Source organism: Kitasatospora sp. NBC_01287 (assembly GCF_026340565.1).
In the GTDB taxonomy this organism is placed as follows: Bacteria; Actinomycetota; Actinomycetes; order Streptomycetales; family Streptomycetaceae; genus Kitasatospora.
The window spans coordinates 3,707,824-3,729,566 of the sequence record NZ_JAPEPB010000001.1 but is presented as its reverse complement, the minus strand read 5'-3'; the positions used below and the strand labels follow the sequence as shown (position 1 = coordinate 3,729,566).

The 21,743-nt window shown below is 72.8% G+C and carries 23 protein-coding genes; 12 read left to right on the top strand and 11 right to left on the bottom strand.

Translation table 11 applies throughout. From position 1 onward, the window contains the following. Positions 1-2: 2 nt before the first annotated feature. The 4 genes from OG455_RS15610 to OG455_RS15595 form a co-directional block, all read right to left on the bottom strand. A complete protein-coding gene (locus OG455_RS15610; protein ID WP_266294111.1) occupies positions 3-1,283 on the bottom strand; it encodes an MFS transporter in 1,281 nt (426 codons plus the stop codon). Between the two features lie 58 nt (positions 1,284-1,341). After that, positions 1,342-2,664 carry an acetyl-CoA carboxylase biotin carboxylase subunit family protein gene (locus OG455_RS15605; RefSeq protein ID WP_266294109.1) on the bottom strand — a complete coding sequence of 441 codons (1,323 nt, stop codon included), beginning with the start codon at positions 2,662-2,664 and terminating at the stop codon, positions 1,342-1,344. A gap of 117 nt (positions 2,665-2,781) precedes the next feature. After that, a complete protein-coding gene (locus tag OG455_RS15600) occupies positions 2,782-3,588 on the bottom strand; it encodes a class I SAM-dependent methyltransferase (RefSeq protein WP_266294107.1) in 807 nt (268 codons plus the stop codon). Continuing rightward, entirely contained in the window at positions 3,588-4,580 is a 993-nt protein-coding gene (locus OG455_RS15595) for a hypothetical protein (protein WP_266294105.1), read from the bottom strand. Before OG455_RS15595 ends, OG455_RS15600 begins: the two co-directional genes overlap by 1 nt. Before the next feature lie 397 nt (positions 4,581-4,977). Between OG455_RS15595 and OG455_RS15590 the strand changes: the two genes are divergently transcribed. Together OG455_RS15590 and OG455_RS15585 are read left to right on the top strand one after the other, a co-directional pair. After that, entirely contained in the window at positions 4,978-5,175 is a 198-nt protein-coding gene (locus OG455_RS15590) for a DUF397 domain-containing protein (protein ID WP_266294103.1), read from the top strand. Then, the gene (locus OG455_RS15585) at positions 5,168-5,821 is read left to right on the top strand and encodes a response regulator transcription factor (protein WP_266294101.1); all 654 of its coding nucleotides are present in this window, start codon (positions 5,168-5,170) and stop codon (positions 5,819-5,821) included. The genes OG455_RS15590 and OG455_RS15585 overlap by 8 nt, the downstream gene beginning before the upstream one ends. A gap of 34 nt (positions 5,822-5,855) precedes the next feature. On the opposite strand, the gene OG455_RS15580 is transcribed toward OG455_RS15585, so the two are convergent. Together OG455_RS15580 and OG455_RS15575 are read right to left on the bottom strand one after the other, a co-directional pair. Further along, a complete protein-coding gene (locus tag OG455_RS15580; RefSeq protein ID WP_266294099.1) occupies positions 5,856-6,740 on the bottom strand; it encodes a transglutaminase-like domain-containing protein in 885 nt (294 codons plus the stop codon). Between the two features lie 106 nt (positions 6,741-6,846). After that, a complete protein-coding gene (locus tag OG455_RS15575; RefSeq protein WP_323185516.1) occupies positions 6,847-7,632 on the bottom strand; it encodes a GNAT family N-acetyltransferase in 786 nt (261 codons plus the stop codon). 367 nt (positions 7,633-7,999) lie between these two features. Between OG455_RS15575 and fdxA the strand changes: the two genes are divergently transcribed. Both fdxA and dapC read left to right on the top strand, forming a co-directional pair. Further along, positions 8,000-8,329: a ferredoxin gene (fdxA, locus tag OG455_RS15570; protein ID WP_266294097.1), complete on the top strand. Its 330-nt coding sequence runs from the start codon at positions 8,000-8,002 to the stop codon at positions 8,327-8,329. Between the two features lie 70 nt (positions 8,330-8,399). Next, the gene (dapC, locus tag OG455_RS15565) at positions 8,400-9,476 is read left to right on the top strand and encodes a succinyldiaminopimelate transaminase (protein WP_266300810.1); all 1,077 of its coding nucleotides are present in this window, start codon (positions 8,400-8,402) and stop codon (positions 9,474-9,476) included. Positions 9,477-9,770: 294 nt separating this feature from the next. Here dapC and OG455_RS15560 read toward each other — a convergent pair whose 3' ends face one another. Next, the gene (locus tag OG455_RS15560) at positions 9,771-10,760 is read right to left on the bottom strand and encodes a hypothetical protein (protein WP_266294095.1); all 990 of its coding nucleotides are present in this window, start codon (positions 10,758-10,760) and stop codon (positions 9,771-9,773) included. A 427-nt stretch (positions 10,761-11,187) separates the two neighbouring features. Next, a complete protein-coding gene (locus OG455_RS15555; protein ID WP_266294093.1) occupies positions 11,188-12,336 on the bottom strand; it encodes a hypothetical protein in 1,149 nt (382 codons plus the stop codon). Positions 12,337-12,504: 168 nt separating this feature from the next. On the opposite strand from OG455_RS15555, the gene dapE reads away from it, so the two are divergent. Together dapE and OG455_RS15545 are read left to right on the top strand one after the other, a co-directional pair. Beyond that, positions 12,505-13,596: a succinyl-diaminopimelate desuccinylase gene (gene dapE, locus OG455_RS15550; RefSeq protein ID WP_266294091.1), complete on the top strand. Its 1,092-nt coding sequence runs from the start codon at positions 12,505-12,507 to the stop codon at positions 13,594-13,596. A 106-nt stretch (positions 13,597-13,702) separates the two neighbouring features. Further along, positions 13,703-14,542 carry a TIGR00730 family Rossman fold protein gene (locus OG455_RS15545; RefSeq protein WP_266294089.1) on the top strand — a complete coding sequence of 280 codons (840 nt, stop codon included), beginning with the start codon at positions 13,703-13,705 and terminating at the stop codon, positions 14,540-14,542. 79 nt (positions 14,543-14,621) lie between these two features. Here the strand turns inward: OG455_RS15545 and folP are convergent, their stop codons facing one another. Then, positions 14,622-15,434, bottom strand: coding sequence for a dihydropteroate synthase (gene folP, locus OG455_RS15540; protein WP_266300809.1), 813 nt, complete (start codon positions 15,432-15,434; stop codon positions 14,622-14,624). 199 nt (positions 15,435-15,633) lie between these two features. Here folP and OG455_RS15535 point away from each other — a divergent pair, with 199 nt between their 5' ends. Together OG455_RS15535 and OG455_RS15530 are read left to right on the top strand one after the other, a co-directional pair. Beyond that, entirely contained in the window at positions 15,634-16,164 is a 531-nt protein-coding gene (locus OG455_RS15535; RefSeq protein WP_266294087.1) for a DivIVA domain-containing protein, read from the top strand. Further along, positions 16,161-16,727, top strand: a complete 567-nt coding sequence (locus OG455_RS15530) for a DNA-3-methyladenine glycosylase I (protein ID WP_323185515.1) — start codon at positions 16,161-16,163, stop codon at positions 16,725-16,727. The genes OG455_RS15535 and OG455_RS15530 overlap by 4 nt, the downstream gene beginning before the upstream one ends. 64 nt (positions 16,728-16,791) lie before the next feature. On the opposite strand, the gene OG455_RS15525 is transcribed toward OG455_RS15530, so the two are convergent. Next, entirely contained in the window at positions 16,792-17,592 is an 801-nt protein-coding gene (locus tag OG455_RS15525) for an enoyl-CoA hydratase/isomerase family protein (RefSeq protein ID WP_266294085.1), read from the bottom strand. Positions 17,593-17,979: 387 nt separating this feature from the next. Here OG455_RS15525 and OG455_RS15520 point away from each other — a divergent pair, with 387 nt between their 5' ends. Then, positions 17,980-18,147 carry a DUF3117 domain-containing protein gene (locus tag OG455_RS15520; protein ID WP_083976644.1) on the top strand — a complete coding sequence of 56 codons (168 nt, stop codon included), beginning with the start codon at positions 17,980-17,982 and terminating at the stop codon, positions 18,145-18,147. Between the two features lie 219 nt (positions 18,148-18,366). On the opposite strand, the gene OG455_RS15515 is transcribed toward OG455_RS15520, so the two are convergent. Beyond that, positions 18,367-18,996, bottom strand: a complete 630-nt coding sequence (locus OG455_RS15515; protein ID WP_266300807.1) for an O-methyltransferase — start codon at positions 18,994-18,996, stop codon at positions 18,367-18,369. A gap of 214 nt (positions 18,997-19,210) precedes the next feature. On the opposite strand from OG455_RS15515, the gene sigE reads away from it, so the two are divergent. The 3 genes from sigE to OG455_RS15500 all read left to right on the top strand — a co-directional run bounded on the left by sigE (position 19,211) and on the right by OG455_RS15500 (position 21,637). Beyond that, on the top strand, positions 19,211-20,053 hold the full coding sequence (gene sigE / locus OG455_RS15510; RefSeq protein WP_266294080.1) for an RNA polymerase sigma factor SigE: 843 nt from the start codon (positions 19,211-19,213) through the stop codon (positions 20,051-20,053). Continuing rightward, positions 20,050-21,036 carry a zf-HC2 domain-containing protein gene (locus OG455_RS15505; protein WP_266294078.1) on the top strand — a complete coding sequence of 329 codons (987 nt, stop codon included), beginning with the start codon at positions 20,050-20,052 and terminating at the stop codon, positions 21,034-21,036. The genes sigE and OG455_RS15505 overlap by 4 nt, the downstream gene beginning before the upstream one ends. A 163-nt stretch (positions 21,037-21,199) precedes the next feature. Further along, positions 21,200-21,637: a sec-independent translocase gene (locus tag OG455_RS15500; protein ID WP_266300806.1), complete on the top strand. Its 438-nt coding sequence runs from the start codon at positions 21,200-21,202 to the stop codon at positions 21,635-21,637. Positions 21,638-21,743 lie beyond the last annotated feature (106 nt).

The following is a 21,743-nucleotide window of genomic DNA, read 5'->3' as shown; positions in this document are numbered from 1 at the left end:
GCTCAGCCCGCGCCGCCCGGCACCGGGACGGGCTCCGCCGCCGGCGCGGCCTTGGCCCGGATGCTCAGCACCCGGCGGTACCCGCCGATGACCAGCAGGCCGAAGAGGCCGTAGAGCGCCGCCATGCCCCAACTCCGCAGCAGCGGGGCGACGATCATGCCGAGCGAGCCGAGCAGCAGCGCGACCCTGACGTTGAGGTTGAAGATCGCCATGTACTTGGTGCGGTCCTGGTCGGATACCAGCTCGGCGAGCATGGTCTGCTGGACCGGCAGGTTGAGCAGCTCGCCGACGGTGAGCACCAGCATCGCGGCGATCAGCAGCCAGGCGAAGCCGCCCACCGCGAGCACCATGGTGCCGCCGGTGAAGAGCGCCACGCCGAGGTAGAGCCGCAGCCGGTCGCCGACCCGCTTGAGCATCCGGTGCACCAGGAAGGCGAGCAGGACCACCAGCAGGGTGTTCTCGGCCCGCAGGATGCCGAGCAGTTCGACACCGTTGACCTCGGCCCGCCAACTGCCCAGCCGGAACAGCTGCTGGACGTGCATGGTGCCGCTCACCCGGATGTTGACGTAGTAGTTGATCTGCACCTCCAGCGCCTGGCGCAGGGTCGCCGCGCAGAGCAGCGCCAGGAACGCCTTGTCGGTCAGCACCAGCCGGTAGCCGAGCGCGAAGTTGCGCAGGTACCCGCCGCTCGGCAGCTCGCCGGTGCGCTGCGGCGCGGTCTCCGAGATGCAGAGGAAGGTCACCGCGAGGACCGCGGCGGCGCCGGCGGCGACGGCGATCAGCATGGTCGGGAAGTACTTGGTGTACAGGAACCCGCCGACCACCACACCGCAGGCCAGGGCCAGGTTGATGGCCCAGTAGTTGATCGTGTAGACGAGCTTGCGGACCTCGACGGTGGTCACGTCGACGACCATCGCGTCGTTGGCGGGCAGTGCGAGGCTGGCCGCGACGTTGCTGAGCACGAACGCCGCGTACACCACCAGCGCGCTGTCCCACCAGGCGGCGGCCGCCAGCGCCATCAGCGTGTAGGCGGCCGCGACGCCGCTCTCGCCGGTCAGCAGCAGCGGCCGCCGCCCGTGGCGGTCGGAGAGGTGCCCGCCCAGCAGGGTCCCGGTGATCTCCAGCAGGGTGGAGGCGAACATCATCAGGCCCGCCTTGGTCACCCCGAACCGCGAGGAGAGGTAGACCGCCATCAGGGGCATGAACATGATGTACAGGAAGCGCTGGACCGCGCCGACGACGATGCGGATCTGCAGGTTGCGGTGGAGCGCGCCGTAGCCCATCACCGGCCGCCCTCGGACCGGCCGTTACTGGACCGGCCGCGACCGGACGGCACCGCGATCACGCCAGCGCCGACTTCTGGCCGGCCTCGTCGCGGACGTCGATGTCCAGCTGCTGGGCCAGCTCCTTGGCGACGTTGTGCACCACCGACGGGTCCTGGCCGGGCTGCCACGGCATCCAGACCGAGAGCAGGCCGGTGGCGTCGAAGCCCTGGGTGCCCGCGGCCACCACCCGGCCGGGCTTGGCGGTGGCGAAGTAGACCCTGAAGTGCGGCGAGTGGATGGCCTCGCCGACGCTGTTGCGCACCACCGTGCCGTTGCTGTAGACGACCTTCGCGCAGACCGTCATCCGCGGCTCGCTGCGCCGGTTCTCCTGGGCCAGGATGTCGTCGACCGGCTCGCCGCACGCGGCCCGGACGAACATCCGCAGCAGGTCGATCGAGTAGACGTCCTTGATGTGCCGGTACGGGTGGCCGCCGGAGACCCGGATCGAGAACTCGACCACCCGGAACGCGCCGTCCGCGCCCTGGCGCAGCTCCGCGTTGAACATGCAGGTGGTGGTGCCCAGGCCGGTGTTGATCCGGGCGGCGATGTCGGCGAGCTCGTCCTCCCGCTCCGGGTTGGTGTACGGCAGCGTGTAGAGGTCCTCCAGGAAGTACGGGCCCGAGGACTCCAGCTTGTTGTGCACGCCGCCGAGGATGAACCGCCCGCCGACCACCACGCCGTCCAGGGTGACCTCCTGGCCCGGCAGGTACTCCTCCAGCAGCGCCCACTCGGTGGGCTCGCCCTCGTAGTAGAAGCCGTAGTTGTCGTCGATCATTGCCTTGATCCGGTCCAGCGCGACGCGCAACCGGTCGGCGTCCTGGACCAGTTCGACGAACTCGCTGGCCGCCGCCCGGGTGGGCTTGAGGATCAGCGGGAAGCCGCGCTCGGCCGCGACCTCCACCGCCTTGTCGATGTCGGTGACCGGGTGGTACCAGACGCTCGGGATCCCGTGCTGGCGCAGGAACTCGCGCTGGCGGAACTTGTCCCGGCAGACGAATGCGGCCTCCGGGGTGGCCCAGCCGTTGCCGAACTCCGCGTTGGCGGTCTCGGCGATCTCGATGTCCGTCTCCAGCAGGGTGAAGACGGCGGCGGCGCCGGTCTCCCTGGCCCGCCCGACGGCGGCGTCGACGAACTCGCGGTGCGAGGCGCTCTCCGGCAACTGCACCACCGAGGTGAAGCGCGGGTCGTCGGCGATGGTGGGGGACTCCACGGTGACCAGGTGCACCCGCACGGCCAGGTCGAGCAGGGTCTGCAGGTGGTCGCCGAGGGAGGTGAAGCCCTTGCGGAGCACCAGGACGAGGCAGCGGTCGGCGGCGTCCGTTCCGTTTATCATGGGCATGCCAATCTGAATTCTCCGAAAACGGCCGCTGACCGGTCGTTCGGTGGGGTGGGGTGGAATTCCCGTCAGGGCCCGGCCCCGGTCGCGGAGCAGGGGGGGCGTAGGGGCCCCGGCGGTTCAGGGGCGGATCGCCGTGTAGATGTCGTAGTGCTCGCCGGCGACCTCGGTCAGCCGAATGTCCACCAGGCCGCAGTCCCGCAGGATCTGGACCAGCTCCTCGCTGGTGATGCTGTGCGAGAGGCGGCGGAACTCGTGCGCCGTCCCGTCGACCACCAGCCGGCTCTCCCAGGACCGCACGCCGCGCGCCCGGTCCACGGCGATCCGCTCGGTCAGCTCGACCCGGTGCTCGCCGACCAGCATCGGCGGGTGCTCCGTCTCCCAGGAGTCGGCGCCGCCCGCGTCGCTGTCGGAGGCGATGTCGACGTAGAAGCGGCCGCCGGGTCGCACGCACCGCACCCACTGGCCGATCGCCTCGGCCATCGCGCCGCGGTCGGGGAGCTTCTCCTGCTCCCAGGCGCCGGCGTACTTGTAGTTGCCGCCGCCGCGGTTGATCACCACGTCGAACTCCCCGGCGTGGCGCCGCGGCAGTTCGGACCAGAGCAGCAGGCTCGGCTCGACGGCCAGTCCCGCGTCCTTGGCGTTGCGGCGGAAGTGGCGCAGCATCAGCTCGCTGCCGTCGGTGCAGGTGACGTCGTAGCCGCGGCGGACCAGCTGCAGCGCGGGAAAGCCGCTGCCGCAGGCGCAGTCCAGCACCCGTTGCCCGGCCGGGTCGCCGAGCCAGGCGGCGATGCCGTCGGCCACCGCCTCGCGGTCGAACTCGAAGAGCATGCACAGCTCCCACAGGGAGCCGATGTCGGGCGGCCCGTCGTCCAGGCAGGCCCGCAGCACGGGATCGGTGATGACCAGTGCCTCGGGGGCGGGCATCACTTGTACCCGTAGCGGTTGATGACCTCGGCGAGACGGCTCTCCACGAGCGGCTCCAGCCGCGGCGTGAAACTCTCGCGCCAGCTGCCGATCTGTCCCTTGAAGAACGAGAACGAATCCCGGCGGAACAGGTTGCCGCCCAGATCCGGGTGGCTGCTGTCGAATCCCAGGAATTCGCAGACCCGGGCCACCGCCTGCTGCTGCATTTCATCCGAGCCGCCGCCCTTGGCGCCGACCAGCTCCTCGAAGGAGACCTTGCAGACATTCGGGTGGTTCAGCAGCCAGAGTGAACGCTCGAAATCACCGGCGCCGGGGAAGGAGGGGTCGGTCAGTGCGTACTCCAGCTTCTCCTCCAGACTCGCCTTCGAGGTCAGGATCCGGTTGAAGACCTGGAATTCGCTGAAATTGCCGTAGCCCTGCGCGGTCTTCCCGGACAGGAAGTTCACCATCGACAGCACGACATCGCGCGGGTCGCGGTACATGAAGACGATGCGGGGCTCGCCCTGCTGCGTCCACTCGGTGAGGAAGGCGCCGTCGAGCTTCTTGATGTCGAGCTCGGGCAGGACCCAGCACACCCCCGCCGGGGTGTCCGCGAAGCCGGTGGCCGCGGTGCGCCGCACGGCGCGCTCGACCAGCTCCTCGTTGACCTTCGCCATGCCGTAGCGGTTCACCAGCGGCAGGCCGAAGCGCAGCTGCCAGGACCAGCCGTAGGCGTCCCAGGCCTTGGCCACCGCCTTGTCGTACGCCGCGGGGTCGCCGGCGGCCAGCCGCTCGGCCTCGGCGGCGCCCAGGACGGCGCCGGTGATGTCGCGGCGCGTCTCGGCGTCGAAGACCGGCCGGATTTCCGCGGGAATGCGGGACTGGCCGTAGATTCCGTATCCGAGAGCCACCATCAGCTCTTGCACGAGGTGCGTCCCGGATTTCATGAGAGAGACCACGATCACACGGTCCGCAGCGGACTCGGTGGTCGCAAGAAGGGTCTTTCCTTGCACGTATGACTTCCCATCTTGTGAATAGGTAAGTTTGTTGCAGGAGTGATGCGACCGTACCATGACAAGAAGATCGCCTACAAGGGTCTGCCACCGACATACCGCGCGGACCTGGGGGTCCGAAGTATTGCGGCAGTATTGCGGCGGTATGTCCGTTTGGCGTGCTTCGATGATCTCTTCCGGCGCTGATGATTGGCACCGCAACCAATGGAACGGTGCATTCCACTTCTTATCGCCGACCTGCGCCGACGGAAATGGACGGGCAAAGTCTCATCCATTTCAGCTGTCGTCGTCGCCGACGACGTGACTGTCCGCCGTGGCCTCTCCGCCGCCTCGCACGCGGGTCGTCCAGGGTTGTTCGGCGGCACCGGCAGGAGCCGTGACGGCACCGGCTGAGCCCGTGGGCGAGGGGAAAACCTGGTGGCCAGGTAGCGATGCCGTCGACGTCCTCGGGGTGGTGGCGCTGCGGGACTCCGCGCGTCCCGGCGAGGTGGTCACCTTCACGCCCGAGGACTGGGCGGCGCTGGTGGCCGAGTCGGCCCGGGGGATGGGACTCACCGCTTGGCCTGACGTCTGCCTAGGCTGGGCGCATGACTGACGAGACGCCGGAGAAGCCCGCCCCTGAGACGCCCGTACAACGTGTGAGAGTTCTCCTCGCCGAGGACCAGGGCATGGTCCGGGAGGCGCTGGCGGCGCTGCTCGGACTGGAGGGCGACATCGACGTCGTCGCACAGGTCGCCCGGGGGGACGAGGTGGTCGACGCCGTCCTCGCGCACCGGGTGCAGGTCGCGGTGCTCGACATCGAGATGCCGGGGATGACCGGGATCGAGGCGGCGGCCGAGCTGCGGCGGCGCAGCCCGGGCACCAGGGTGGTGATCGCCACCACCTTCGGGCGCCCCGGCTACCTGCGCAAGGCGATGGAGTCGGGGGCGGACGCGTTCCTGGTCAAGGACGCGCCGGCGGCCGAACTGGCCGAGGCGGTGCGGCGGGTGCTGCGCGGGGAGCGGGTGATCGACCCGACGCTGGCGGCGGCCGCGCTGGCCGAGGGCGCCAACCCGCTGACCGGGCGCGAGCTGGAGGTGCTGGGGGCGGCCGCGGACGGCGCGGTGAACGCCGAGATCGCCCGGCGGCTGCACCTGTCCGAGGGCACCGTGCGCAACTACCTCTCGATGGCGATCCAGAAGACCGGCGCCCGCAACCGGGCGGAGGCGGTGCGGGTCGCCAAGGAGAAGGGGTGGCTCTAGCGGGCCGCCCGGGGCAGGTCCGTTTGGTGGTTGCTCAGTTCAGCCGGTGCCTGGCGGCCCTGGCGTCCTGGCGTACCCGGGCGGCGGAGTCCGGGTCGAAGGCATCCAGGATCTGCGCGTAGTCCTCCATCTCGGCCGCTCCGCCGAGGAAGTCGCCGGTGCGGACCAGCAGTTCGGCCCGCTCCAGGCGCAGTTGGGCCGGGTGGCGGGGTAGCAGCAAGGACAGCTCGGTCGCCCACAACTGGACCCGGGCGTGCTCGGGCCGCTCGCCCGCCCAGGCCCTGATGTTCCCCAGGACCCGCAGCGCGATGTCCAGCGGCTGGGCAGGGGTGAGCAGTTCGGGCGTGAAGCGGTGCCCGGCGGCGATCACCAGGGCGGCGGCGTCCTCGGAGGAGAGCAGCCGGCCGCCGTGGAAGGGGTCGGCCAGCACGTAGTCGTCGCCCGGCTCGGGGCCGCCCACCGCGACGATGAAGTGGCCCGGCAGCGCGATCCCGTGCACCGTCAGCCCGGCCCGCGCGGCCACCGCCGACCAGACCAGCGAGAGCGTGATCGGCAGCCCGCGCCGCCGCCGCAGCACCTCGGGCAGGAGCGAGGACTCCAGCCGCCGGTAGTCCGAGCGCCGTCCGTGGAATCGCTCGCGACCGCCGAGCACCGCCGCCAGCAGTGCGGCGGTCTCCTCCGGCGTACCAGGGCGCCGCTCGGCCACCGCACGGCGCACCGCCGCCGCGTGCCGGTCCAGGGCGGCCTGGCAGGCGGCCAGCAGCGCCTCCAGGGTGGGGGGCGGCTCCAGATGGCCGTCCTCGGTCCAGCCCGGGTCGGCCAGGGTGTGCTCGGCTGCGGCCAGCAGGCAGAGCAGCACCGGATCGGGCTGCTCGGACCTGGCCTCGGCGCGGAAGCGGGCTCTGCTCTGCTCGGTCACGATGGCTGCGGTGGCTTTCGTGCGTGACGGCTCTCGGCGTACGGGTGCCGCGGGTTCCCGGTCGACGGCAACGACGTCTGCCGGGAACCTACGCGGACGGCTCTTCCTATGGAAGACGCGCGTAGTGGTAAGTGTGACTGGTCGTGAAGCCGAGGCCGTCATAGAGCGTGAGCGCACCACTGTTCCCGGCCTCCACCTGCAGGTAGGCGCCCCGCGCGCCCTCCTCCGCCGCGCGCGCCGCGAGCACCGCCATCAACGCTGTCGCCAGGCCCTGCCGGCGTGCCTCGGGGCGCACCTCGACGGCCGCGAAGCAGGCCCAGGGGCCGTCGATGACGCAGCGTCCGATCGCCAGCGGCGCCGCTCCGCCCGGGTCGGGCACGGCGGCGAACCAAACCGAGGGGCCGCCGTGCAGCACCTGCTGGGCGGCCCGCTCCTGGGCCGGATCGCCGCTGCTGCGCCGGTAGACCGACAGCCACCCGGCGTCGGCGGTGCGCGACAGCCGCACCCGCTCGCCCTGCCCGCTCCGCCCCGCCCTGGCCAGCGCGGCCAGCGGGGCGGTGCGCACCAGGGTGGGGGAGTGGTGGGCGCCGAGCCGGTCGAGTTCCGCGGCCAGCTCGGTGGGCGAGCCCGGGACGGTCACCTCGATCCAGGCGGGCAGCTCGCGCTCGGCGTACCAGGCGCGCACCCGCTCCAGCGCCCGCGGCAGCGGCAGACCGGGGTCGCCGAGGGCCTGCGCCGAGTTGGCCCGCCTGGTGAAGCCGGCCGAGGCACGCAGGGTCCACTCGCCCAGCGGCTGCTGCTCGACGGCGGGCCAGCCGCGGGCGGCGACCCGCTGCAGCTCGACGGGGTCGACCGCGGGCAGCGGTGCGGGTCGGGCCGGGAAGAGGGGCACCACTTTGCCCGCGACCAGGCGATTGACCGGAATTCGTGTTTCGGAACGGTCACGGGCGACTACGATCAGCTCATGATCGTTCCACGTAGTGAGCACACCGATCACATCGCGGAACGACGCCCGCCCGGTGGCCGGCTCCACGGCCGCCTCGATCCGCCGTACGGACACGCGTCGTCCCACGTCAGCAGGGCCTATCCGGACCTCGGGGTTGGCGCCGACCGGAATCGGGGTGCCGCTCAAGCTGACCTCCGGTGCATTTGTAGTCTCTGACCCGCGATACTAGGGGCGGGCATCGACGACGCCGCGCTCACCCGCGCACGCAAGCAGATAGTTTGGGCCCCGGGCCCAACCGAGGAGGAACGACAGCGTGACCTACGTCATCGCGCAGCCTTGTGTCGACGTCAAGGACAAGGCGTGCATCGAAGAGTGCCCGGTCGACTGCATCTACGAGGGCGAGCGCTCGCTCTACATCCACCCGGATGAGTGTGTCGACTGCGGCGCCTGCGAGCCGGTCTGCCCCGTCGAGGCGATCTTCTACGAGGACGACACTCCGGAGGAGTGGAAGGACTACTACAAGGCGAACGTCGAGTTCTTCGACGACCTCGGTTCGCCCGGTGGCGCCTCGAAGCTCGGTCTGATCGAGCGGGACCACCCGTTCATCGCCGCCCTGCCCCCGCAGAACCAGGACGAGCACTGAGCCTGTGAGCACCAACGCACCGCGCGCGCCGTTCCCGGGTCACCCGGGGGCGGCGCGTCGCGTCTCCGACCTGTTGCCGGTCTTCCCCTGGGACAAGCTGGAGCCCTACAAGGCGACCGCGCTGGCCCACCCGGACGGGCTGTGCGACTTCTCCGTGGGCACGCCGGTCGACCCGGTCCCCGAGCTGGTCCAGCGGGCGCTGGCGGCCAGCGCCGACACCCCGGGCTACCCGACCGTCTGGGGGCCGTTGGCGCTGCGCGAGGCGATCGCCGACTGGCTGCGGCGGCGCTGCGGCGCCGAACTCGGGCCCGAGGCGGTGCTGCCGACCGTCGGCTCCAAGGAGCTGGTGGCCTGGCTGCCCGGGCAGCTCGGCCTGGGCCCCGGTGACCAGGTGGCCTATCCGCGCCTCGCCTACCCCACCTACGAGGTCGGCGCCCGACTCTGCGGCGCCGAGCCGGTGGAGTACGACGACGTCGCCGAGCTGGACCCGGCCCGGGTGCGGCTGCTCTGGCTGAACTCGCCGTCCAACCCCACCGGCCGGGTGCTGAGCGCCGACGAACTGCGGCGCGCGGTGGCCTGGGCCCGGGAGCACCGGGTGCTGCTGGTCAGCGACGAGTGCTACCTGGAGCTGGGCTGGGAGGCCGAGCCGGTCTCGGTGCTGCGCGCCGACGTCTGCGGCGGTTCGACCGAGGGGGTGCTCGCCGTCCAGTCGCTCTCCAAGCGCTCCAACCTGGCCGGCTACCGCGCCTCCTTCGTGGCGGGCGACCCGGTGGTGGTGCGGGAGCTGCTGGAGATCCGCAAGCACGGCGGCATGATCGTGCCGGCCCCGGTGCAGGCGGCCACCATCGCGGCGCTCGGAGACGACGTGCACGTGGCGGAGCAGCGGGCCCGCTACGCGGCCCGGCGGGCGGCGCTGCGGGCGGCGCTGACCGAGCACGGCTTCCGGATCGAGCACTCCGAGGCCAGCCTCTACCTGTGGGCCACCCGTGACGAGCCCTGCTGGGACACCGTCGCGTACCTGGCGGAGCTGGGGATCCTGGTGGCGCCTGGTGACTTCTACGGTCCGTCCGGTGACCGCTTCGTCCGGGTCGCGTTCACGGCGACCGACGAGCGGGTCGCGGCGGCGGTGAAGCGGCTGGGCGGGTGACGGTTGCGCGGTGATCGGTGACCACTGGTTGGTCGCTGATGGCCGATGACCGGTGACCGATGACCGCGACGCGGTGGCCGGTGACCGCGACGCGAAAACAGCTGACGGCTGACAGATTTCAGATTCTGTCAGCCGTCAGCTGTTTTCTGCCATCCCCCTGCGGTCACCTGACCGCCGTCAACTGACATCCGCCGCCCGCCGCCCGTCATCGGCAAGCGCGGTCGCCGCCCGCCATCGACAGCAGCAGGCAGCAGGCAGCAGTCAGCTGCCAGCCGCCCTCAGCCAGTAGCCGTGTCAGCTCACCGACGGCATGTGCTGCGCCGTCCCGCCCACCCCGCCGAGCAGGCTGGTCACGCTGCTGCCCAGGTCCGGGAGCCCGCCCAGCCGGTGGGTGCTCTCGCCGGCCTGGCCGGTCAGCTGCTGCAGGTGCAGGGCGTCGGCACTCTGGGCGGGGTGCTGCAGCAGGTCGCCGGTGTCCGGCATGCCGTTGGTCAGGTGATCGGTGTTCGGCAGGGTGCCCAGGTGCTGCGCGGCGGGCAGCGAGCCGGTCAGCTGCCCCAGCATGGGCACCGAGCCGAGGGTGTGGCTGGTGTCGGGCATCGCGGAGGTCAGCCGCTGCTGGCTGGGCAGCGACTTCGCCAGGCTGCTGGTGGCCGGGATCTGGCCCGCCAGCCTGCCGGTGGCGTCGACCGGGTTGCTCAGCGTGTCGCCGTTCACCACCTTGTCCACCCCGCTCACGCTGGGGGCGCCCGGCAGCGAGCCCGCGCCGGAGAGCGGCATGGCGGGCATCGCGGGCGCCTGCCCCATCATCGGCATCGCGCGCGGCGCCGCACCCGGCAGTGCCCCGCCGGCCAGCCCGCCCAGGGGCCCCAGCGGGGTCAGCATGGCGACCTTGCCCGCGGCGTCCGCCAGCTGGCCGTTGGCGCTCGTGGTGGAGCCGTCGTGGTGGCCGAGCTGGTCGACCAACTGGGCGGGGTCGGTCAGCTTGTCGGTCTGCGGCAGCGTGTTGGCCGCGGCCGTGCCCGTGGTGTCGGCGGCGGCCGGCACCGCCGTCCCGCTCAGTACCGCGCCGGTGGTGCCCAGCGCTTGGCCCAGCTGGTGCGCCTCGGTCTTGAGGTTCGAGTTCGCGGTGACGCCGTCCAGCCTGCTGATCCCCTGACCGAGGTCGGTGCCCTGCGGGACCAGCTGGGAGGCGGATGCCGACCCGGCGGCGACCAGCGGGGTCGCACTGGCCGCGACGAGCAGTGCGGCCTGGGCGATCCGGCGCGAGAGGGGGAGGGACATGGTGCTCCTAAGAAGTGACGACACGGCAGGTCCGCCGGGCGGACGCCGTGTACTACCGCTTGAGGAGCGAGAAGGTTTCGGTCGCCGAACGTAAAGAGACCTCAAAGATCGCATGATCGCTTTTCCGACGGCCGGGCTCCGGGCCACCATCGGGACCGTCGAAAAAACGTCACTTCCCTTGCCCCGCCAGGCCGGCCACGCGCGATCGAGCGCACCGGCGGTCGCGCCGGAGGGCCGGCGTCACCCCTGCGGGGGCGTCCAGCGGGCGAGCCCGGGTTCACCCGTCGGAGGGGCACTCGGCCGGGTATCCGTCAACATCCCTTGACGATCGTGGGTGACGGGTGACGGGTGACCGATCCCGGATCACCGATCACCGATGACCGATGACCGATGACGCCTGGCCATGAAGGCTCGACCGCTCCCCCGGTCACTTCTTCCCGGCGGGCATCCCGAGGCTGACCAGCACCTGGCTCGCGCTCCCGGCGCCCGGCCGGGCCTGCCAGCCGGCCGCGGAGCGGTCGATCCGCCACTCCTGGCCGCCGTAGTCCACCGTGCCGATGCCGAGCTCCTGGGCGTGCGCCACCGCCCACTGCGCCACCGCCCAGCCGCTCTGGGCCTGCGCGTCCGCCCCGGTGTCGGTGTTGGCCGCCGGATTGGGGGTGAGCGCGAACGCCGTCCCCGCGGCGGCGCTTGCTCCCGCGACGGTCCCGCCGCTTCCGCTCGCGGTGCTCCCGCCACCCCCGCCCGCGATGCCGGCCCCGGTCGCCGGAGCCGCGCTGACCGCCTGGCCGAACTCCCGGCGGACCCGGTCGGTCAGCTGCTGCGCGCTGCCGGCGGCGCCCGCCGCGCCGCTCGGGCCGGGCGAGCCGCTCGCCGAGCCCGAGCCCGAGTCCGAGCCCGAGTCCGAGCCCGAGTCCGAGCCCGAGTCCGAGCCCGAGCCCGGGTCGTCGGCGGTGACCGGCTGCGTGAACTCGTGCACCGTGCAGCTGAAGGCGGCCGGCGCCCGCCCGGTCAGCGCCTCGGCGAGAGCGGTGGCATTCGCCTCGTGCTTGGCGTACGCGCCGGGGTAGCCGCTCTTCTGCACGTCCTGGGCCGCCTCGGTGAGCGGCAGCCGGGCGTAGCCCTGCACCTTCACCAGCGCGTCCAGGAACTTGTTGGTCGCGTAGACCGGGTCCAGGATCTGCTGCTCGGTGCCCCAGCCCTGGGACGGCCGCTGCTGGAAGAGGCCCACCGAGTCGCGGTCGCCGCCGGCCAGGTTGTGCAGTTTGGACTCCTGCAGCCCGGTGGCCAGGGCGATGGTCAGCGCCCGCTCCGGCAGCCCACGCGCGATCGTCACGGCGGCTATGGTCGCCGCGTTCGAGCCCTGGTCCAGGTCCATCGCGATCGGCTTGCCGCCGGCCGGGGTGACCTCGCACTGCTCGGCCGCCACCTCGTTGTGGTTGCGGTTCCACAGCACCAGCCCCGCGACCACCGCGGCGACCAGCAGCAGCGCCGTCAGCACACAGCCCAGTGGTCGGCGCCGCCGACGACGGCCACGGGCCGGCTCCTCCTCGATGGCCACCGTGGCCCCTCTCATCTTGCGATCACCCGGCGATCTTCCCGCCCACTACCTGGCACACCGTACTCAGTCGCCACCGATGCGGACGACGCCGCGGTCCTCGCTGGTTGCGCGGCCGGAGCACCTTCGCGGCGAGCGTGTGGCACGCGAGCCCCCGCGAGGCGCCCGCGGCTAGGCTCTCCGACCATGAGCAGCCTGCCCGCAACCAGTGCCCCGACCGCGCTCGACCTGACCCTGGACGGGGGTGCGCTCACCGCCCAGTTGGTCGACTTCCCCTCGGTCAGTGGGGAGGAGCAGGCGCTCGCCGACGCCGTCGAGGCCGCGCTGCGCACCCTGCCGCACCTGACCGTCGACCGCTACGGCAACAACGTGGTGGCCCGCACCCACCTGGGCCGCGCCGAGCGGGTGCTGCTGGCCGGTCACCTGGACACCGTGCCGATCGCCGACAACGTCCCCTCCCGGGTCGAGGGCGACGTGCTCTGGGGCTGCGGCACCTCGGACATGAAGTCGGGGGTGGCCGTCCAGCTGCGGCTGGCCGCCACCCTGCCCGACCCGAACCGGGACCTGACCTTCGTCTTCTACGACTGCGAGGAGGTCGACGCGGTCCGCAACGGCCTGGGCCACCTGGTGGCCCGACACCCCGACTGGCTGGCGGCCGACTTCGCGGTGCTGATGGAGCCGAGCGGCGCGATGGTCGAGGGCGGGTGCCAGGGCAGCCTGCGGATCAAGATCATGCTGACCGGCGTGCGCGCCCACTCGGCCCGCAGCTGGAACGGCGACAACGCCATCCACCAGGCCGCCGAGGTGCTCGCCCGGCTCCGCGCCTACCAGGCGCGCCGGGTGGAGATCGACGGTCTGGAGTACCGCGAGGGCCTCAACGCGGTGGGCATCACGGGCGGGGTGGCCGGAAACGTGATCCCCGACGAGTGCGTGGTGACCGTCAACTTCCGCTTCGCGCCCGACCGCAGCGAGGCCCAGGCCGAGGCGCACCTGCGCGAGGTCTTCGCGGGCTTCGCCTTCGAGGTGGTGGACTCCTCGCCCGGCGCGCTCCCCGGTCTCGGCCAGCCGGCCGCCCAGGCGTTCCTGGCGGCCACCGGGGGCGAGGCCCGCGCCAAGTTCGGCTGGACCGACGTGGCGCGGTTCAGCGCGCTCGGCGTGCCCGCGGTCAACTTCGGTCCCGGCGACCCGAACCTGGCCCACAAGCGGGACGAGCACGTCTCGCTGAGCGCGATCGCCGAGGTCGAGCGCAAGCTGCGTGCCTGGCTCACCGCGGCGTGACGCCACCGCCCGGACGGCGACGCGCGGCAAGGCGTCGCCGTCCCGTCAGCTGCTTGCCTGCCAGAGGTTCCCCGTGCGGCACCCGTGCCGGGCGTACAGTTTCGTCATGACAGGGACATCAGCGCAGGACGGCGCAGACGAACGGCGCTTCGGCCACGGGCCGGAGCTGGTGGAGCCGACCCCCGCGGGGGCCGAGCCGCCGAAGAAGAGCTGGCCGGAGAAGCGGAAGGGCCCGGTGCTGCTGCGCCGGGACCAGGTCGAGCCGGGCACCACGGACCAGCGCCTGCTGGACACCACCGGCCCCACCGACTGGCTGCACACCGATCCCTGGCGGGTCTGGCGGATCACCTCGGAGTTCGTCGAGGGCTTCGGCACACTGGCCGAACTCCCGGCCGCGATCAGCGTCTTCGGCTCGGCCCGGACGCCGGTCGACTCCGCCGATTACGCCGCCGGGGTGGCGATCGGGCGGGCGCTGGCCGAGGCCGGCTACGCGGTGATCACCGGTGGCGGTCCGGGCGCGATGGAGGCCGCCAACCGGGGGGCCTCGGAGGGGGGCGGCCTGAGCGTCGGGCTCGGCATCGAGCTGCCGTTCGAGCAGGGGCTGAACGAGTACGTCGACCTCGGCCTCAACTTCCGCTACTTCTTCGTCCGCAAGACGATGTTCGTGAAGTACGCGCAGGGCTTCGTGGTGCTGCCCGGCGGCCTGGGCACGCTGGACGAGCTCTTCGAGGCGCTGACCCTGGTGCAGACGAAGAAGGTCACCAGGTTCCCGGTGATCCTCTTCGGCAGCGCCTACTGGAGCGGGCTGGTCGCCTGGCTGCGGGACACCCTGGTCGCCCAGGGCAAGGCCTCGCCGGCCGACCTGGAGCTCTTCCACGTCACCGACGAGATCGACGAGGTGCTGAAGATCCTGGCCGAGGCCCGCCGCCCCGGCGACGAGATCTGAGCGTCCCGGGGCCCGCGGAGCGGTCCGGCGCCGGGCGGGTGAGCCCTCGTCAGGCCAGCCCTCGTCAGGCCAGCCCTCGTCAGGCCAGGCCCCGGCGGGCCACGGCCGGTGGCCTGGTGCCCTGGATCGAGGCGACCATGTCCAGCACCTGCCGGGTCTCGGCCACCTGGTGCACCCGGTAGATCCGGGCGCCGAGCCAGGCCGAGACCGCGGTGGTGGCCAGGGTGCCGAGCAGGCGCTCGTCGACCGGCTTGTCCAGCGTCTCGCCGACGAAGTCCTTGTTGGAGAGCGAGACCAGCACCGGGAACCCGGTCGCGGTCATCTCCGGCAGCCGCCGGGTCGCCTCCAGCGAGTGCCGGGTGTTCTTGCCGAAGTCGTGACCCGGGTCGATGATCAGCCCGTCCCGCCGCACACCGAGCGCGGCGGCCCGCTCGGCCAGCCCGACGGTGACCGCCAGGATGTCGGCCATCACGTCCTCGTAGCCGACCCGGTGCGGCCGGGTGCGCGGCTCGGCGCCGCCGGCGTGGGTGCAGACCAGCCCGGCGCCGTGCCGGGCGGCGACCGCCGCGAGTTCCGGGTCGACGCCGCCCCAGGCGTCGTTCAGCAGGTCGGCCCCGACCTCGCAGACCGCCTCGCCCACCTCGTGTCGCCAGGTGTCCACGCTGATCACGGCCCCGGGGTGGCGCTCGCGCAGTTCGGCGACGAAGGGCACGGTGCGCCGCAGCTCCTCCTCGACCGTCACCTCCTCGCCAGGGCCGGCCTTGACCCCGCCGATGTCCAGGATCGCCGCGCCCTCGGCCATCGCCTTGTCGGCGGCGGCGAAGGCGGCCTCGTCCGCGAAGGTGGCCCCGCGGTCGAAGAAGGAGTCGGGGGTGCGGTTGACGATGGCCATGACCACCAGTTCGTCCGCGCCGAACTCGCGCGTTCCCAGGCGCAGTGCCACCTTCGCTCCCTCAGCCGTCGCGGTCAGGTATCGCGGGTATCGCCGGTATCGATCCAGGGCGACCCCTGGTGCGATGATGGGGCCCCGGCCTACCCAGGGACCATGATCCCTCACACGGCCGCATACTCACGCGTCGGGAGGACAGCTCGTGTTCTGGGTGATCGTGGTGGCGATGGCCGTGGTGGTCGGCGGTGCCGCGCTGGTGGCACTGGGCGGCGGTGGTTCGCTGCCGGAGGCCGTGCACGACCGGATCGCGGCCAGGCTGCCGCAGGAGCGTCCGCTCAGCCGGCAGGACGTGGACGGGATCCGGCTGCCGATGGCGGTGCGGGGCTACCGGATGGACGAGGTCGACGACGTGCTCGACCGGCTCGGCGCCGAGCTCGCCTACCGCGACTCGCGGATCGCCGAGCTGGAGGCCGCGGCCGCCGGGCAGGACGCCGGGGCGCGTGACGCGGCGGACGGCGTGGCTGACGGCGCGACGGACGACGGCGCGGACGGGCCGCAGGAGGCCGCACGGCAGCCCGGGCAGGCCGGGGCACTGGTCGGTGCCCAGCAGGCCGCCGAGCGCCCGCTGCGGGCCCGTGAGGAGCGCGCCGGGGCGGGCGGGCCGCACGGCGCCACGGCTGTCGGCCCGGTGCCGACCGTGCTGGACACGCCCGAGCGCGCGGAGCAGGAGTGACCGACGCGCTGGCCGGACCCGACGGCCTGCTGCGCTGCCCCTGGGGTGAGTCGGCGGACGACTACCGGGCGTACCACGACACCGAGTGGGGCAAGCCGGTGCACGGCGAGGACGCCCTGTTCGAGCGGATCTGCCTGGAGGCGTTCCAGTCCGGCCTGTCCTGGATCACCATCCTGCGCCGCCGGGAGGGCTTCCGGGCGGCCTTCGCGGGCTTCGAGATCGCCGCGGTGGCGGCCTTCACCGAGCAGGACGAGGCCCGGCTGCTGCAGGACGCCGGGATCATCCGCAACCGGCTGAAGATCGCGGCGGCGGTGGCCAACGCCCGCGCGGCCCAGGCCCTGGACGGGGGCCTGGACGCGCTGGTCTGGCGGTTCGCCGGCGAGCCGGACCGGCCCGCGCCCAGGACGCTGGCCGAGGTGCCCGCGATCACCCCGGAGTCCACGGCGCTGGCAAAGGAGCTCAAGCGGCACGGCTTCCGGTTCGTCGGCCCGACCACCGCCTACGCGCTGATGCAGGCCTGCGGGCTGGTCAACGACCACCTGGTCGACTGCCACGCCCGCTGAGGGCCCCCGGCCCTGTGCCCGCCGGTGCCCGCCGGTGCCCGCCGGGAGCCCGTCCGGCGCTCGTTCAGCGCCCCACGTACCGGGGCGTCTCCTTGGCCAGGAAGGCGGCGACCGCGATCCGGTGGTCCTCGCTGGCGCCGGCGAGGGTCTGCAGCACGTCCTCCTGGTCCAGCGTCTCGCTCAGCGAGTGCGAGGCGCCGAAGTCGAGCGCGGCCTTGATCGCGCCGTACGCCACCGTCGGACCGGTCGCCAGCCGCTGGGCGAACTCGCGTGCGGCGGATGCCAGTTCGGCGGCCGGGACCACCTGGGTGGCGAGCCCGAGGGTGAGTGCCTCGGCGGCCTTCACGGTGCGCGGGAACATCAGCAGCTCGGTGGCCCTGGCGTGCCCGACCAGCCGCGGCAGCGTCCACGACGCGCCCGAGTCGGCGGTCAGCGCCACACCGGCGAAGGAGGTGTTGAAGCCGGCCGTCTCGGCGACGATCCGGAAGTCGCAGGCGAAGGCCAGCGAGGCCCCGGCGCCGGCCGCCACGCCGCCGACCGCGGCCACCGTCGGCTTGCGCATCCCGGCCAGCGCCCGCACCAGCGGGTTGTAGTGCTCGGCCACCGTCTTCAGCGGCGGCTCGCCGGTCTCGTCGCCGCGCTTGAGCAGGCCGAGGTGCTCCTTGAGGTCCTGGCCGACGCAGAACGCCTTGTCCCCGGCGCCGGTCAGCAGCACCGCGCGCACCGCCGGGTCGGCCGACGCGGCGGTCACGGTGTCGCGCAGCGCCACCTTGGTCGGGACGTCCAGCGCGTTCATCGCGTCCGGGCGGTTGATGGTGATGACGGCCAGCGGACCGTCGAGCTCGTACAGGACGGAGTCGGACATGCGAGGGGGCTCCCAACCGATCGGTAACACCGCGGACCTGAGTCAGCATGCCGGAGCGCGCCGAGCTGCGGGAGTGTGAGGTGGCGCACCTTTGCCACCCCCTGCGCGCGATCGGTCCCCGAACGGCCCGCCGGCCCCTGGTGACCGGGATGTCAGCGGTCCGGGGCAGGCCTGGTGCGGCAACTGATGCCCCTTCGCCCGGTCGGGCGAGGGGGTTCCTGGGGCGGAATCAGCCGGTCTGTGCCGGTGTGGCCCCTGGTGCGGAAAGAGTGATGTTGGTCATCGGGGCGCCGAATGCGGGATAATGGCTTCCGATCAATGCGTTCGATACCGGCGGTGGACGGACTGCTGGTACGTAGCTGAGCGGTTGCAGGAAGGGGAACGAGCATGGCGGCCATGAAGCCGCGGACGGGTGACGGCCCGCTCGAGGTCACCAAAGAGGGGCGGGGCATCATCATGCGAGTTCCGCTCGAAGGCGGCGGTCGCCTGGTGGTGGAGCTCACTCCGGATGAGGCAAGCGCCCTGGGTGAGGCCCTGAAGCAGGCCTGCGGCTGACTCTCGCGCTGTGCGCGCACGGCGCGCCCTGCGGGGCCCGGGTCCGATCGGTGTACACCGGCCGGACCCGGGCCCCGTCGCGTGTCCGGCCACCTCCCGTCCACCGCCACGCCGGCCCCGCGACGCCCTGAGCCCCCCGCGACGCGCCCGCCACGCCGGCCCCGCGACGCCCTGAGCCCCCCGCGACGCGCCCGCCACGCCGGCCCCGCGACGCGCCCGCTACCGCTTGACGGCGCAGAGCAGCCCGTCGCTGACCGGCAGCAGCGCGGGCAGCAGCAGCTTGCTCTCCCGCACTGCCTGGACCAGCTCCCGCATCGCCGCCGTGGCCGGGTCGTCCAGCACCGGATCGGTCAGCCGGCCCTGCTGGAACACCCCCTCGAAGCAGACCGCGCCGCCCGGCCGCAGCAGCCGCAGCGATTCGGCGAGGTAGGCGCGTGACTCGGTCACGTCGCCGTCGCAGAACACCAGGTCGTACTGGCCGTCGGCGAGCCGCGGCAGCACCTCCAGCGCCCGCCCGGGTATGAACCGGGTGCGGCCCGTCGCGAAGCCCGCCGCCAGGTAGGCCTCGCGGGCGAACTCCTGCCGGATCGGCTCCGGGTCGACGGTGGTCAGGATGCCGTCCGGACGCATCCCGCGCAGCAGGTAGAGGCCGGAGACACCGGTGCCGGTGCCGATCTCGGCCACCGCCTTGGCGCCCAGAGCGGCGGCCAGCAGCCGCAGGCAGGCGCCGCCGCTCGGGCCGATGGCGCGTACCCCGGTGCGGGCCGCCTGCGCCCGCGCGTAGGTCAGCACGGCGTCCTCGCCGACGAAGGTGTCGGCGAGTGTCGCAGCCGCGGGCCCGAAGTCGATGGTCTGGTCCTGGGGTGTAGGGCGCTGCCGGAAGTCGATATTTCCTGCCACAGATTACTGGCCGGGTGGGAACCGCGTCGGGCGGCGGGCCGTTGGACGGGTCAGAGAGACCGCCGGTGGGGTTCGGCGGGCCGCGAAAGGGGCGCGGAGGCCGCAGTGAACGCGGTCGGGTGGATGAGCACACTTTTATCCAGAACTGACGGGTGAGGTGGATATGGTGGTGGCCCTGCTGGGCAGAAGAGCCAACCGAGGAGGTGTGGCCGAGGGCGACGTCCCTGTGCTGCGGCACTTCCGCGGCACCTCGTCGGCCCGTACGCCGAAGCCCGTGATGAACCAGTCCGCGCACTCCCCCCTGGACCAGTCGATCGACGGCGCCGCCGCCGAGCCCTCGGCCCCTGCCGCGCTCGCGACCTTCACCGAGGGGCCCGACGCGCAGCACTGGACGCCCCCCAGCTGGGAGGAGATCGTCGAGGCGCACAGCGCCCGGGTCTACCGCCTGGCCTACCGCCTGACGGGCAACCAGCACGACGCCGAGGACCTCACCCAGGAGGTCTTCGTCCGGGTCTTCCGCTCGCTCTCCACCTACACCCCCGGCACCTTCGAGGGCTGGCTGCACCGGATCACCACCAACCTGTTCCTGGACATGGTCCGCCGCCGCCAGCGGATCCGCTTCGACGCGCTGGCCGAGGACGCCGCCGAGCGGCTGCCCAGCCGCGAGCCCAGCCCGGCCCAGGCCTTCAGCGACACCCACTTCGACGCCGACGTGCAGCAGGCGCTGGACACGCTCGCGCCCGAGTTCCGGGCCGCCGTGGTGCTCTGCGACATCGAGGGCCTCTCCTACGAGGAGATCGCCGCCACCCTGGGCGTCAAGCTCGGCACCGTGCGCAGCCGGATCCACCGCGGCCGCTCGCACCTGCGCGCCGCGCTCAAGCACCGCGCCCCGGGCGCCGCACCCGGCCGGATCCGGCGCGGCGGCTCGGAGCAGCCGGAGCCGCTGGCGGCCGTCGCGAGCGCCGCCCAGGCCGGCGCGGGCGGGAGCGGGCGGAGGCGATCGTGAGCGGCGCAGGCCGGTCCGGTGCCCGACGCCCGGCACCCGCCGAGCAGTGGAGCGCCCATCAGGAGGTCCCCGTGCTGCGCCCGATCGCGGTGCGCCAGAGTGAGCCGTCCCAGGTCGAGGAGCACCACCTCGGCGATCGGCTGACCGCGTACCTGGACGGCGAGCTCGGCCACGACGACCGCGAGCGGGTCCAGTCGCACCTGGCCACCTGCCCGCAGTGCCTGGGCGAGGCCGAAGCGGCCCGCTCGGTCAAGCAACTGCTCACCACCACCGAGGCACCGGCCCCCTCGGGGCCGCTGCTGGCCCGGCTGCTCGCGGTCGCGGCGCAGCCGGACGAGCTCGACGGCGGACGAGGCCCCGGTGGTGGTCAGGGTTCCGGCGGCGCTCAGCGGTCGGGCGGTGGGCAGGGCCTGCCGCCCGTACCCACGCTGGGCGGCAGCCGGCTGACCGGTGGCTCCTTCGGCCGCGGCGCGGGCTCCTCCTTCGGGCGCGGCGCGCTCGGCGCCGACCGCCCGCTGCCAGGGGGCGACCCCGGCACGGGCTTCGGCTCCGGCTATCCGCACACCGGGCACGGCCCCGAGCCGCGGCCCTGGGGCGGTCGGCGCGGTCCGGCGACCCACCCGGAGGGCACCGCCGAGCGCCGGCGGCCCACCACGGCCCCGCTGGGCGACGGCGCCCGGCCGCGCGGTCGGCGGCTGGTGGTCGCGGCGGCCGGCGCGTTCTCGGTGGCGGCGGTGGCGCTGGGTGGTTTCGGCAGCCTGGGCCTGGCCGCGGTCGCCGGTGACAGCCCGGCCGATGACCAGCACGGCACCGCGGTCACCCCGCAGGTCCCGGGCGGTGCGCCGGTGGCCCCGCTGAGCGGCCCGCTGACGGTGGACCTGCCGCTCGGTCCGCGCGGTGCCGGCTCCTACGACCTGCTGACGCCGGGGCTGACGGCGCGGACCGTCAACCCGGTGATCCACGGACACGCCATGCTGCCCTGAGTGGCTCCGCCCCTCGTGTCCGCCCCTGGCCACTGGGCCACCAGCTGGTCTTTACCACGGGTTCTCCTTCCCGTGGGCCGAGGATCCGCTGGTGGCCATTACGCTGTACGAAGCCGGTGTCGCGGGCCGAACCGGGATCGTCCGCCAGCAGCTGGGAGTTCACGTGTTCTTCGACATAGGCCCACTCGAACTGATCACGCTGGTCATCATGGCCATCGTGATCTTCGGGCCGGACAAGCTGCCCAAGCTGATCCAGGACGCCACGGGCTTCGTCCGCAAGGTGCGGGCCTTCGCCGACGGGGCCAAGGCCGACATCCGCAGCGAGCTCGGCCCGGAGTTCAAGGACTTCGAGTTCGAGGACCTCAACCCGAAGACCTTCGTGCGCAAGAACCTGATGGGCGGCGACGACGACCCGCTGGGCCTGAAGGACCTGCGCGAGGGCCTCGACCTCAAGTCGGTGCTGGACGACAAGCCGGCCACCCCGGTCGCCACCACCAAGGCGGCCGCGGCGGCGGGCGGCGTCAACGTGCTGAAGACGGCCGATGCCGGCCCGCCGCTGACCGCCGGTGAGCGTCCGCCCTTCGACCTCGACGCCACCTGACACGGCGCCTGACACGCCACCTGACACGGCGTCTGATCGTCCCCGTACCGCTCCGCCCGGACCACGACACCCCGCCCGGCCCTTCGCCGGACGGGGTGTCGCCGTT

Bases quoted from the DNA above. Each gene is read 5' to 3' on its own strand.
- OG455_RS15610 (WP_266294111.1), bottom strand. From the start codon at position 1,283: ATGGGCTACGGCGCGCTCCACCGCAACCTGCAGATCCGCATCGTCGTC.
- OG455_RS15605 (WP_266294109.1), bottom strand. From the start codon at position 2,664: ATGCCCATGATAAACGGAACGGACGCCGCCGACCGCTGCCTCGTCCTG.
- OG455_RS15600 (WP_266294107.1), bottom strand. From the start codon at position 3,588: ATGCCCGCCCCCGAGGCACTGGTCATCACCGATCCCGTGCTGCGGGCC.
- OG455_RS15585 (WP_266294101.1), top strand. From the start codon at position 5,168: ATGACTGACGAGACGCCGGAGAAGCCCGCCCCTGAGACGCCCGTACAA.
- OG455_RS15560 (WP_266294095.1), bottom strand. From the start codon at position 10,760: ATGTCCCTCCCCCTCTCGCGCCGGATCGCCCAGGCCGCACTGCTCGTC.
- OG455_RS15555 (WP_266294093.1), bottom strand. From the start codon at position 12,336: ATGAGAGGGGCCACGGTGGCCATCGAGGAGGAGCCGGCCCGTGGCCGT.
- dapE (WP_266294091.1), top strand. From the start codon at position 12,505: ATGAGCAGCCTGCCCGCAACCAGTGCCCCGACCGCGCTCGACCTGACC.
- OG455_RS15545 (WP_266294089.1), top strand. From the start codon at position 13,703: ATGACAGGGACATCAGCGCAGGACGGCGCAGACGAACGGCGCTTCGGC.
- folP (WP_266300809.1), bottom strand. From the start codon at position 15,434: ATGGCCATCGTCAACCGCACCCCCGACTCCTTCTTCGACCGCGGGGCC.
- OG455_RS15525 (WP_266294085.1), bottom strand. From the start codon at position 17,592: ATGTCCGACTCCGTCCTGTACGAGCTCGACGGTCCGCTGGCCGTCATC.
- OG455_RS15520 (WP_083976644.1), top strand. From the start codon at position 17,980: ATGGCGGCCATGAAGCCGCGGACGGGTGACGGCCCGCTCGAGGTCACC.
- sigE (WP_266294080.1), top strand. From the start codon at position 19,211: ATGGTGGTGGCCCTGCTGGGCAGAAGAGCCAACCGAGGAGGTGTGGCC.